This is a genomic window from Cupriavidus ulmosensis (genome assembly GCF_977008105.1).
This window is the reverse complement of the sequence record NZ_CDRMWP010000001.1, coordinates 1,873,421-1,885,710: the sequence shown is the minus strand read 5'-3', so window position 1 is coordinate 1,885,710 and position 12,290 is coordinate 1,873,421. Positions and strand designations below refer to the sequence as shown.

General features: G+C 68.7%; 10 protein-coding genes. 1 reads left to right on the top strand and 9 read right to left on the bottom strand.

Features of this window, described 5'->3' with window-relative positions; genetic code table 11:
- Positions 1 to 122: 122 nt before the first annotated feature.
- Positions 123 to 2,474 (top strand): Tex family protein, encoded by a 2,352-nt coding sequence (locus ACWTPI_RS08535; RefSeq protein ID WP_454731413.1) that lies wholly within the window; start codon positions 123 to 125, stop codon positions 2,472 to 2,474.
- 125 nt (positions 2,475 to 2,599) lie between these two features.
- Here the strand turns inward: ACWTPI_RS08535 and ACWTPI_RS08530 are convergent, their stop codons facing one another.
- The 9 genes from ACWTPI_RS08530 to ACWTPI_RS08490 form a co-directional block, all read right to left on the bottom strand.
- Positions 2,600 to 3,943, bottom strand: a complete 1,344-nt coding sequence (locus ACWTPI_RS08530; RefSeq protein WP_454731412.1) for a type II toxin-antitoxin system HipA family toxin — start codon at positions 3,941 to 3,943, stop codon at positions 2,600 to 2,602.
- Entirely contained in the window at positions 3,940 to 4,203 is a 264-nt protein-coding gene (locus tag ACWTPI_RS08525) for a helix-turn-helix domain-containing protein (protein WP_020201215.1), read from the bottom strand. The genes ACWTPI_RS08530 and ACWTPI_RS08525 overlap by 4 nt, the downstream gene beginning before the upstream one ends.
- Positions 4,204 to 4,347: 144 nt before the next feature.
- Positions 4,348 to 6,246, bottom strand: a complete 1,899-nt coding sequence (locus tag ACWTPI_RS08520; protein ID WP_020201214.1) for a potassium transporter Kup — start codon at positions 6,244 to 6,246, stop codon at positions 4,348 to 4,350.
- Positions 6,247 to 6,574: 328 nt separating this feature from the next.
- Complete coding sequence (locus tag ACWTPI_RS08515; RefSeq protein ID WP_020201213.1) at positions 6,575 to 7,285, bottom strand: ABC transporter ATP-binding protein; 711 nt, start codon at positions 7,283 to 7,285, stop codon at positions 6,575 to 6,577.
- A complete protein-coding gene (locus ACWTPI_RS08510) occupies positions 7,282 to 8,124 on the bottom strand; it encodes an ABC transporter ATP-binding protein (protein WP_454731411.1) in 843 nt (280 codons plus the stop codon). Before ACWTPI_RS08510 ends, ACWTPI_RS08515 begins: the two co-directional genes overlap by 4 nt.
- Positions 8,121 to 9,158 carry a branched-chain amino acid ABC transporter permease gene (locus tag ACWTPI_RS08505; RefSeq protein ID WP_454731410.1) on the bottom strand — a complete coding sequence of 346 codons (1,038 nt, stop codon included), beginning with the start codon at positions 9,156 to 9,158 and terminating at the stop codon, positions 8,121 to 8,123. Before ACWTPI_RS08505 ends, ACWTPI_RS08510 begins: the two co-directional genes overlap by 4 nt.
- A gap of 4 nt (positions 9,159 to 9,162) precedes the next feature.
- Positions 9,163 to 10,029 (bottom strand): branched-chain amino acid ABC transporter permease, encoded by an 867-nt coding sequence (locus tag ACWTPI_RS08500; protein WP_020201210.1) that lies wholly within the window; start codon positions 10,027 to 10,029, stop codon positions 9,163 to 9,165.
- A gap of 162 nt (positions 10,030 to 10,191) precedes the next feature.
- A complete protein-coding gene (locus tag ACWTPI_RS08495) occupies positions 10,192 to 11,379 on the bottom strand; it encodes an ABC transporter substrate-binding protein (RefSeq protein WP_020201209.1) in 1,188 nt (395 codons plus the stop codon).
- A 92-nt stretch (positions 11,380 to 11,471) separates the two neighbouring features.
- Entirely contained in the window at positions 11,472 to 12,287 is an 816-nt protein-coding gene (locus tag ACWTPI_RS08490) for an alpha/beta fold hydrolase (protein WP_059413089.1), read from the bottom strand.
- Positions 12,288 to 12,290: the final 3 nt, after the last annotated feature.

Sequence of the window (12,290 nt, the reverse complement as noted above, 5' to 3'; positions counted from 1 at the left end):
GCCTGCCTCCTGCCGCGCCGCCGGCGCGCGCGCGCCGCGGCACGGCGCGTGCGGCCGCGCGCCGCGTCGCGGCGCTGCGCGCTTGTGGCAAAATGCCCCGCTTTCGACTGACTGTTTTCCTGATGTCCAATCTGCCAGCTTCCGTCACGCAAAAGATCGTGTCGCTCATCGCGGCCGAACTGTCCGTCCAACCCCGCCAGGTGGCGGCGGCCGTAGCACTGCTCGACGAAGGCGCGACCGTGCCCTTTATTGCCCGCTACCGCAAGGAAGTGACCGGCAACCTTGACGACACGCACCTGCGCACGCTGGAAGAGCGCCTGCTCTATCTGCGCGAGATGGAAGAGCGCCGCGCCGCCATCCTCGCCTCGGTCGAGGAACAGGGCAAGCTCACGCCCGAGCTGCGCGCCGCCATCGAAGGCGCCGAGACCAAGCAGACGCTGGAAGACCTCTACCTGCCCTACAAGCCCAAGCGCCGCACGCGCGCCCAGATCGCGCGCGAATGCGGGCTGGAGCCGCTGGCGCAGGCGCTGCTGGCCGACCCCACGCTGGACCCGCAGGCCGAGGCCGCCAAGTACGTCAACGGCAATCCCACCGCCGACGGCGGCGTGCCCGACGCCAAGGCCGCGCTGGACGGCGCGCGCGACATCCTCTCCGAGCAGTTCGGCGAGACCGCCGAGCTGCTCGGCAGGCTGCGCGAGCACCTGTGGAGCAACGGCCTGGTGAGCTCGTCGGTGATGGAAGGCAAGGAAGGCGCGGAGGAAGAAAAATTCCGCGACTACTACCAGTACAGCGAAACCATCCGCACCGTGCCGTCGCACCGCGCGCTGGCGCTGTTCCGCGGCCGCAACGCGGGCGTGCTGATGGTCAAGCTGGGCCTCGGCGAAGAGCAGGACGCGCTGGTGCCGCACCCGTGCGAAGGCATGATCGCGCGCCATTTCGGCATCCAGAACCAGAACCGCCCCGCCGACAAATGGCTCGGCGACGTGTGCCGCTGGTGCTGGCGCGTCAAGGTGCAGCCGCACCTGGAAACCGAACTGCTGACGCAGTTGCGCGAGACCGCCGAGAGCGAGGCCATCAAGGTGTTCGGCCGCAACCTGCACGAGCTGCTGCTGGCCGCGCCGGCGGGCCCGAAGTCCGTGATGGGCATCGACCCGGGCATCCGCACCGGCTGCAAGATCGCCGTGGTCGACACCACCGGCAAGCTGCTCGACACCGCCACCATCTACCCGCACGAGCCGCGCCGCGACTGGAACGGCTCGCTCGCCACGCTCGCGCGCATGGCGAAGCAGCACAACGTGATGCTGGTCTCGATCGGCAACGGCACCGCCAGCCGCGAGACCGACAAGCTGGTGCAGGACCTGATGAAGCAACTGCCCGAAGCCAAGCTGACCAAGATCGTGGTCAGCGAGGCCGGCGCTTCCGTCTACTCGGCATCCGAGCTGGCGGCCAAGGAATTCCCCGACCTCGACGTGTCGATCCGCGGCGCGGTCTCGATCGCGCGCCGCCTGCAGGACCCGCTCGCGGAACTGGTCAAGATCGACCCCAAGTCCATCGGCGTGGGCCAGTACCAGCATGACGTCAACCAGCGCGAGCTGGCGCGCGCGCTCGATGCCGTGGTGGAGGATTGCGTCAACGCCGTGGGCGTGGACGTCAACACCGCCTCGGCGCCGCTGCTGGCGCGCGTGTCGGGCCTGAACTCGGTGCTGGCGCGCAATATCGTCGAGTACCGCGACGCCAACGGCGCCTTCCCCAACCGCGACGCGCTGAAGAAGGTGCCGCGCCTGGGCGACAAGACCTTCGAGCAGGCCGCCGGCTTCTTGCGCATCAACGACGGCGACAACCCGCTGGACCGCTCCTCGGTGCACCCGGAAGCCTATCCCGTGGTCACGCGCATCCTCGACCACATCAAGAAGGGCCTGCGGGACGTGATGGGCAACCGCGAAGCGCTGCGCGGCCTCTCGCCGACGGCCTTCACCGACGAGACCTTCGGCCTGCCGACCGTGCGCGACATCCTCGCCGAGCTGGAAAAGCCCGGCCGCGATCCGCGCCCCGAGTTCAAGACCGCCACCTTCCAGGACGGCGTGGAGGACATCAAGGACCTGCAGCCGGGCATGGTGCTCGAAGGCGTCGTCACCAACGTGGCCGCGTTCGGCGCCTTCGTCGACATCGGCGTGCACCAGGATGGCCTGGTCCATATCTCGGCGCTGTCCTCCAAGTTCGTCAAGGATGCGCACGAGGTGGTCAAGGCCGGCCAGATCGTCAAGGTCAAGGTGATGGAAGTGGACGTCAAGCGCAACCGCATCGGCCTGAGCATGCGCCTCGACGACGAACCGGGCCAGGCCCTGGCGCGCGCCGGCCAGGGCGAGCGCGGCAATGGTCCGCGCCAGGGCCAGAACAAGAGCTTCGGCGGCGGCCGCCGCGAAGCCGAGCCGGCCGGCGCGATGGCGGCGGCGTTCGCCAAGCTCAAGCGCTGAACGCGCGGGGCGGAAGAACGCCCTCCAGGCCGCAAATTACCGAGGTTGCCTCCCCTCTCCCGCCTGCGTGAGAGGGGAGACAGCCTTCGGCAATATGATGGCGCGCCAGCAATCCGAAAACACCCTCACCGCCCTCCTCTCCCACCCATCAGACTGGACCGCCCGATCACCGTCGCCGTCTTCTCCGGCGGCGCCGGGTCCGAGAAGCCGGCCGCCTCGATGGCCGGCGTCAGTTGCCGCAAGCCGGCGTTCCTGCGCGTGCTGCGCAGCGATTCCATGCCGTCGTTCCATGCGTGCAGCATCTGCTTGGCCACGCCGCGCCAGCGCGGCTCGTTGCGCGATGCCTCGATGAGTTCGTGGCCCACCGCCACCGCCGAATCGCACAGCGCCTCGACCATCGCCGCATAGCGGCGCGGCGGGATGCCCATGCGCGTGTTCAGCAGCCGCTCCAGCGTCTTGCCCGCGGCCCAGGTCTTGCGCCCGTCGATGAACAGGCCCGGCGGGTTGCTGGCGAAACGCGGATAGGCCTGGGTCGTGACGATGTCGTAGACCGGGCTGAACCTCACGTCGTCCACGCCCGAGTAGTACAGCGCGATGTTCTTGGCGTGGCAGTCGGCATTGCGCACCACGTAGTTGACCAGCAGGTGCCAGGCCAGGTGTTCCATCTGCGCGTGCAGCGCGTCGCGCGCGAGGTAGGCGCGCGACGCGGCCAGCACCTTCTCCGTGGTGGCCGCGTATTTCTCGTGCGGCGGCAGCCCCAGCAGGCTGCACATGTCTTCCACGCCGTAGACCGGCAGGCCGTCCTTGTCCACGTCGAAACGCTCCACCACCAGCGCGCGGCCGTCGTCCGACATGCGCGTGGCGGCAACCGGCACCGCCTGCAGGCGCGCCAGCACGCGCATCGAATAGAACTCGTTGAAGCCGAGGAACGGCGTGCTGTCGTCCGAGCCCTTGACGATGTAGCGGCTGGTGCGCAGCGTGGGCTTGCCCAGCGGCGCGGCCTGCGCGCCCTGCGCGTCCGGCGCGATGAACTTGGGCACCGCGCCCGAGATGGCGGCGCGCGCGTATTCCCTGACCAGCGCGGCGAAATGCGCCTCGGTGTTGTCGCCGTGCAGGATGCGCTGCACGTCCAGGCCCCGCAGTTCCGTGCCCGGCGCCACGCCCTCGGGCGTCACCGTGACGCGGCCGATGCCCATCGCGCCGACCACCGCCAGCAGCGACAGATCGGTGCCGTCCAGCAAGGGACCGAACTGCTCGCGGATCAGGTTGAGCAGGAAGCCCTCGGGCAGGTTCTGGCGGAAGAAGGGATGAAGGTCGCGCGGCCAGCGCCACGGGTCCTCGCGCACCGGCATGGCCAGCGAGACGAAATCCTGCGGCCGGGCCTCGGGCAGGTACCGCAGCACGTATTCGTCGCGCTCGCGGTAGAGCGTGGCGACCCGCCGCCGCATGACATGGACGTCGAGCCTCATTGCGGTGGCGCCTCGCGCTGCTCGGCCAGGATGTCGTCGAGCGTGCGGCCGTGGCCATGCCTGACCGCCTTCAGGTCGTAGCCGGCCGATTCCAGCAGGCGCACCAGCGCGGACACGCTCATGTCGCCGCGCGCGAGGGTTTCCATGCGGGCGACGGTGGTGCGCGCCACGCCGGCGCGCTCGGCCAGTTCCTGCTGGGACAGGCCGGTTTCGCGGCGCACCTCGCGCAGCATCTCGCCGATGTCGGCCAGGGTCGTCATTCTGTAGCCTCCGGGCATCAAAACGGTTCGGATTCCGCTTTATTGTAGCCGGTGGGCGACAAAACGGAAGCCGAATTTTGATGCCCTAGGGCTACAGAAGTCCCGTTTTCACGATACCCCGTAGCCCCCGGGCCACAACAACGATCAGATCTCCACCTTCGTGCCCAGCTCCACCACGCGGTTGGCGGGGATCTGGAAGAAGTCCGAGGGCTTGGCGCCGTTCTGATGCATCCACGCGAACAGGCTTTCGCGCCACATCGACATGCCCGGCAGCTTGGACGGGATCACCGATTCGCGGGCGATGAAGAACGAGGTCTCCATCAGCTCGAAGGCCATGCCGAGCTTGCGCTGCGCGAGGTCCAGCACGCGCTGCACGTCGGGCGTTTCCTTGAAACCGTATTCGGACTTGAGGATGAACACGCCGCCGCCGAGGTCCTTGCAGGTCAGGCGGTGGTCGTCGTCCACGTAGGGCACGTCGCGCGTGACGAAGCTCAGGAAGACCACGCGCTCGTGCAGCACGCGGTTGTGCTTGAGGTTGTGCAGCAGCGATACCGGCACCGATTCGGTATTGCCGGTCAGGAACACCGCGGTGCCCTCGACGCGATGGGGCGGGTGCGCCAGCAGGCCGCCGATGAACGGCTCGAGCGGGATGCCGTCTTCCAGGCTGCGGGCGCGCAGCAGCTTGCGGCCGCTGTGCCAGGTCATCAGCAGGAAGAACGCGGTGCCGCCCATCAGCAGCGGGAACCAGCCGCCTTCGGCGACCTTGAGCAGGTTGGCGGAGAAGAAGGCCAGGTCGACCAGCAGGAAGCTCACGCCGATCAGCGTGACCAGCACCGGGTTCCACTTCCAGACGTTGCGCATCACCACCGCCGCCAGGAAGGTGGTGATCACCATCGTGGTGGTCACGGCGATGCCGTAGGCGGCCGCCAGGTTGTCGGATTTCTTGAAGGCCACCACCACCGCCACCACCAGCACCAGCAGGATCCAGTTGATCACCGGCAGGTAGATCTGGCCGATCTCGGCGGCCGAGGTGTAGCGGATGCGCATGCGCGGCACGAAGCCGAGCTGGATCGCCTGGCTGGTCAGCGAGAACGCGCCCGAGATCACCGCCTGCGAGGCGATCACGGTGGCGCAGGTGGCCAGCAGCACCATCGGCAGCAGCAGCGCCTGCGGCACCATCAGGTAGAACGGGTTGCTGATCGCCTCGGGGTTACGCAGCAGCATCGCGCCCTGGCCGAAGTAGTTCAGCATCAGGCAGGGCATCACCAGCACGAACCAGGCGAAGCGGATCGGGCGCCGGCCGAAATGGCCCATGTCCACGTACAGCGCCTCGGCGCCGGTCAGCACCAGGAACACCGAGCCCAGCACGATGAAGGCCTGCAGCGAATGCTCGGTCAGGAAGCGCACGCCGTAGAGCGGATTGACCGCCAGCAGCACCGACGGCACACCCGCCAGGTTGTACACGCCGAGCGCGCCCAGGGCCAGGAACCAGACGATCATGATCGGGCCGAACAGCTTGCCCACCGCGCTGGTGCCGCTGCGCTGGATCATGAACAGCGCCACCAGGATCACCAGGGTGATCGGAATCACGAAATGCGACAGGCCGGGCGCGGCGATCTCCAGCCCTTCCACGGCGGAGAGCACCGAGATGGCGGGCGTGATGACCGCGTCGCCGTAGAACATGCACGCGCCGAAGATGCCCAGCATCATCAGCATCTTGGCGGTGCGCGAGCGCGGCGAGGCGGTGCGCAGGGCCAGCGCCATCAGGGCCAGCACGCCGCCTTCGCCATCATTGTCGGCCCGCATGACGAACATCACGTACTTGATGGACACCACGATGGTCATGGCCCAGAACAGCAGCGAGATGATGCCCAGCACCGCGTCGCTGCTGAACGGAATGCCATGCTCGGTGCTGAAGCACTCCTTGAGCGAATACAGGGGGCTGGTACCGATATCGCCGAAGACGACGCCGATCGCGCCGATCACCAGTGCATGCTTGCTGGGACTTTCGACGAAATAATGACTGGTTGCGGTCTGGGTCATGGATAGGGGTCTGGTTTGAAAGGCTCGCGCAACGCGCCGGACGCCCGGGCCAGGGGGCCGGGACGGTCGGGACAAGCAAAACGGGCAAAAGCGGGCCGCTCGCGCTATTGCATTGCACAAACGCGCGCCATTCTAGATGAAGTGCCGGGTGACGACCACTGGGGAGCATCCTGCCTTGCAGAACCTGCCTGGTGCTGGTGACCGGGCAAGCATGCGAGCGAAGTCCCGCCCGGTCAAGCGCTTGCGCGCGCCGGCCCGCCGAATCCCGGCGCGGCCGCGCGCGGGCTGCGTTGCCGCACCGCCACACGGAATGGCTCATGGATCACAATCAAACGCCGAGATAACGATCCAGCGCGCCGGGCTGGGCGGCCAGCACGGCCGCGGGCCCGTCCATCACGACCAGCCCTTTTTCCAGCACCACCACGCGGTCGGCGTTGGCCAGCACGGCGCGGTAGTTGCGGTCCACCACCACTGAGGCGATGCCGGTGGCGCGCACGGTGGCGATCACCCGCCAGATCTCCGCCACGATGCGCGGCGCCAGCCCCTCGGTGGCCTCGTCCAGGATCAGGCAGTCGGGGTTGGTCATCAGCGCGCGCCCGATCGACAGCATCTGCTGCTCGCCGCCGGACAACTGCTGGCCGCCGTGGCCGAGGCGCTCCTTGAGGCGGGGGAACAGGTCCAGCACCCTCGCCTCGTCCCAGTCCTGCCGCCCGGACGGCCCCTTGCGCGCCGCCATCACGAGGTTCTCGCGCACCGACAGATTGGGAAAGATGCCGCGCCCTTCGGGCACGTAGGCCACGCCCAGGCGCGCCACCTCGTGCGGCTGCGCGCGCGAGACTTCGCGCCCGGCGGCGAAGATGGCGCCCTGGCGCTGCCGCACGTGCCCGAGCAGGGTCCGCAGCAGCGTGCTCTTGCCCATGCCGTTGCGGCCCAGCAGGCCCACCGTCTCGCCCCGCCCGACGCGGAAGTCGATGCCGCGCAGCACATGGCTGCTGCCATACCAGGCGTGCACGTCCGTGGCCGCGATGATCTCGCTCATGCCGCCTGCTCCCGGCCCGCGCCGCGGCGTGGCCCGCCTTCATGGATGCCTCCGGCGCTCCCGTGCCCACCCTCTTCCGCGTCCCCTTCCGCGTCCTCTTCCCCCAGGTATGCCTGCCGCACCTCGCGGTTGAGGCGGATCGACGCGGGATCGCCCGAGGCGATCACGGTGCCGTTGACCATCACCGTGATGCGGTCCGCCACCGAGAACACCGCTTCCATGTCGTGCTCCACCAGCAGCACCGCATGGCCGTCGCGCAGCGAGCGCAGCAGCGCCAGCATGCGCGCCGACTCCTCCGCGCCCATGCCGGCCAGCGGCTCGTCGAGCAGCAGCACGGTTGGCTGGGTGGCCAGGCACATGGCGACTTCGAGCTGCCGCTTCTGCCCGTGCGACAGCGCGGTGGCCACGGTGTCGGCGCACGCGGCCAGGCCCGCGCATTCCAGCGCCTCGTCGCCGAGCGCGCGGCTGGTGCGGCAGCGCTGCGCGCCCTCCCACAGCCGCCACGCGCGCTGGGCGCGCGACTGCGCCGCCAGGCGGCAGTTCTCGCGCACCGTCAGCGGCAGGAAGATGTTGTTGCGCTGGTAGCTGCGGCCGATGCCCGCGCGCGCCAGCCGCGGCTGCGCCCAGCCGGTCACGTCGCGCCCCTGCAATTGCAGCAAGCCCGCGGACGGCGGCAATTCGCCCGACAGCATGTTGATCAGCGTGGACTTGCCCGCGCCGTTGGTGCCGATCACGGCGTGGATCTCATGCAAGGCGAGGTCGATGTCCACCTCGCCCACCGCGGTAAGGCCGCCGAAGCGGCGCGTCAGCCTGCGCGCCGACAGGACCGGTGCGTTCATCGCGATTCTCCTTGTCCGCGGCGCGCCCGCGGCAGCGCCAGCACGCGCGCCAGGCTGACCAGCCCGTGCGGCAGCAGCGCCACCGCCACGATGATGAAGCCGCCCATCAGCAACTGCCAGTGCCGGGTCAGCGTGCTGAACCACTCCGCCAGCAGCACGAAGGAAAAGGCGCCCAGCACGGCGCCGGCCAGGCTGCCGGCGCCGCCCAGGATCACCATCAGCATGGCATTGCCGGACTGGTGCCAGGACGCGATCTCCGGATTGACGAAGCCATACTGGATCGCATACAGATAGCCCGCCAGCCCGGCGAAGGTGCCGGCCACCACGAACGCGCCGAGCTGGTAGCGGTAGGTGGCGTAGCCCGCCGCGCGCATGCGCTGCTCGTTGTGGCGGATGCCCACCAGCGCGTGGCCGAAGCGCGAGCGCAGCACCAGCGCCAGGCCCGCCACGGTGAGCACCAGCGCGCCGAGCACCAGCCAGTAGAAATGCGCGACGTCGTTGACGTCGAACGGGCGCGCGCCGAGCAGGTCGAATTCCGGCCGGAAATAGATATAGGTGCCGTCGCTGCCGCCCGCGATCCTGGTGTCGTGGAACACGAAGAACACCATCTGCGCGAACGCCAGCGTGACCATGATGAAATACACGCCGCGCGCGCGCAGCACCAGCGCGCCCACCACCAGCGCCAGCGCCGCCGCCGCGGCGAGCGCGCCGAGCAGCAGCAGCCAGCCGTTGCCGGGCCCGGCCTGCGGCGCCAGCATCGCGGTGGCATAGGCCGCCACCGCGAAATAGGCCGCGTGCCCCAGGCTGACCAGCCCGGCATAGCCGATCAGCAGTTGCAGCGACAGCGCGAAGATGGCCATGATCATGACCTTGCTGAGCAGCTCGATATAGAAGCGCTGCCCCTGCTCGCCCAGCAGCAGCGGCAGCGCGGCCAGCAGCGCGAACAGCGCCAGCCAGCCCAGGCCGCCGCGCCACGGCGCCGCGCCCGCGCGCAGGCGCGGCGCGCCCTCCAGTGCATTGATGTCGCCCGGCATATGCCTACCCCGCCTTGAACAAGCCCTGGGGTTTCCAGAGCAGGATGAGTGCCATCAGCAGGTAGACCAGCACGCCCGAGGCCTCCTGCCAGAACACCTTGCCGAAGGTGTCGACGAATCCCAGCAGCAGCGACGCCACCAGGGCGCCCTTGACCGAGCCGATGCCGCCGATCACCACCACCACGAAGCACACGATCAGCACCTGCCCGCCCATGCCCGGGTAGACCGACGACACGGGCGCCGCGATCATGCCGGCCAGCACCGCCAGCGCCACGCCGAGCGCGAACACGAAGCGGTACAGCACCGTCACGTTGATGCCGAGCGACTGCACCATCTCGCGGTTGGTGGCGCCGGCGCGGATCATCATGCCCAGCCGCGTGCGGCGGATCACCACGTACATGGCCGCGGCCACCAGCAGGCACACCGCCGAGATGAACAGGCGGTAGACCGGGTAGGTCATCTCGTTGCCGATCGGCAGCGCCCAGTCGAGGAACGGCGGCACCGTCACGCCATGCACGTCGTCGCCCACCAGGATGCTGCGCATTTCCTCGAAGACCAGGATCAGGCCGTAGGTCATCAGCACCTGCTGCAGGTGCTCGCGCTGGTAGAGATAGCTGAAGAACGCCCACTCCAGCACGTAGCCGAACGCCACCGCCAGCACGATGCCGAGCGGGATGGCGGTCAGCAGGCTGCCGGTCAGTCCGGCCAGCGTGAAGGCCAGGTAGGCGCCCAGCATGTAGAAGCTGCCGTGGGCGAGGTTGATCACGCCCATGATGCCGAAGATCAGGGTCAGGCCGCTGGCCACGAGGAACAGCAGCAAGCCGTACTGGATGCTGTTAAGGCACTGGATGAAGAAGGAAACGATGTCCATGCGGCAAGGCGGCAGCCCGGTTGCGAAACGAGGAAGGCGGGAAGAAGGACCGCGGGAAGACGGAACGCGCGAAGCAGGCCGGACCCGGACCGGGCCGCCGCGCCCGCGGCTGGCGCGAAAGACGCGGCAGACGCGGAAGGCGCGGCGCCGCGGCCCGGGCGCTCAGATCCGGCAGCCGCGCGCCGGGTCGGCCAGCGCCTTGACGGCGATGCCGCCGACCTTGTTCTCGCGGCCGTCGACCTTGCGCAGGTAGAAGTCCTGCACCGGGTTGTGCGCCTTCGACAGCGTGAACGAGCCGCGCGGGCTGTCCACCCGGGTCAGCTCCATCGCCTTGACCACTTCGGCCTTCCTGGTCATGTCGCCCTTGACCGCGCTGGCGCCGGCGGCCAGCAGCTGGGCCGCGTCGTAGCCCTGCACGGCGTACACGTCCGGCTGCAGCTTGTAGGTCTTGGCGTAGCCCAGGCGGAAGCTCTGGTCGCGCGGATTGGCCAGGCCGTCGGCATAGTGCAGCGTGGTTTCCAGGCCCTGCGCGGCCGCGCCCTGCGCCTCCAGCGTGCCGTCGGTGAGGAAGCCCGAGGCGTAGAGCGGGATCTTTTCCTTGAGGCCCGCCGCGGCCCAGTCCTTGACGAACTTCACGGCGCCGCCGCCGGCGAAGAACACGAACACGGCGTCCGGCTTGATCGACGCCACCTCGGTGATGAGCGCCTGGAACTCGACGTTGGGGAACGGCAGGCTCAGTTCCTTCACCACCTTGCCGCCCTTGGCCTCGAAGGCTTCCTTGAAGCCCTTGACCGACTGCTCGCCGGCCGCGTATTTCCACGTCAGCGTGACCACGCGCTTCATGCCGCGCTCGGCCAGCACGTGGCCCATCGCGTAGCCGGGCTGCCAGTTCGAGAACGAGGAGCGGAAGATGTTCGGCCCGCACAGCGGCCCGGTGGCCTCGTCCACGCCCGCGTTGGGGATGATCAGCAGCGTGTTGTTTTCCTTGGCCACCTTGACGATGCCCATCTGCACGCCCGAATGGACCGTGCCCACCACCACGTCGACCTGGTCGCGCTTGATCAGCTTGCTGGCGTTCTCGGGCGCCTTGGCCGGATCGGATTCGTCGTCCACCTTGAAGTATTCGATCTCGCGCCCGCCGAGCCTGCCGCCCTGCTCCTGCACGTACATCCTGAAGCCGTTCTCGATGGCGTTGCCGAGCGAGGCGTAGGTGCCGGTGTAAGGCAGCATGAAGCCGACCTTGATCTTGCCGCTGCCCTGGGCGGCGGCGGTGCAGGCAAAGGATGCGGCGAAAGATGCGGCGATGGCAAGGCAAGCGGGGGCCAGCCCGCGCGCTGTGAAGCGATGCATGGACGTCTCCTGGTGGTCAAGCCGATTTCCGTCGCCGTGGCTGGCATCGCCGGACGGCGGGGTTGCCGCGGGCCGGCGCGCAGGGCGCGAAATTATTTTAGGTATGAAGTATGTGCCGTTATAAACCGGACCGCCGCCTCCGTCAACGGTCCCGGCTGGTCGCGATGCGGGGAGTGTGCGCACCGCGCGAGTTTAAGCAGGACGGTTTGCGGCGCATATCGATGGATACCCTCGATCTGCATCATGGTCCCGTACTCGTCGTCCTCGCCCTGCACCGCCAGCACCGGGCAGCGCAGCTGCGGCAGCAGCGGGCGCAGGTCGAAGGCGCGGAAAGCGGGATCGAGCCAGATGTCGTTCCAGCCCCAGAAGGCGGAGTCCACGTCGTCGTGATGGCGCGCGAGCTTGCCGCGCAGGTCGGTGTTGAGGTAGGTCTCGCGCGTGGCGCGGATGCTCTCGACCGAGACGTCCTCGACCAGGATGTGCGGCGCCAGCACGGTGATGCCGTCCACCGCCTGCGGGAAGCTGGCCGCGTAGATCAGCGCGATCGAGCCGCCGTCGCTGTGGCCGAACAGCCAGGGCGCGCCGCGGCCGCGGCCGGGCCCGATGTCGAGCGCGTCGAACAGCGCGGGCAGCGCTTCGCGCGCCTGCCGGTGCATGAAATCGACGCCCCATTTTTCCTCGGCCGGGCGCGGCGTGGAGCGGCCATATCCGTAGCGCGACAGCACCAGCCCGCGGAAGTCGCCGGCCTCGCACAGCGCGGCGGGATAGTCGCGCCACAGGCTCACCGAACCCAGCCCCTCGTGCAGGAACACCAGCAGCGGCCGCGCCTCGCGCTGCGGCCTGAGCCACTGCACTTCCATGTGGATACGGCGCCCGTCGAAGGGAATCTCAACCAACTCGCTTTGCATGCC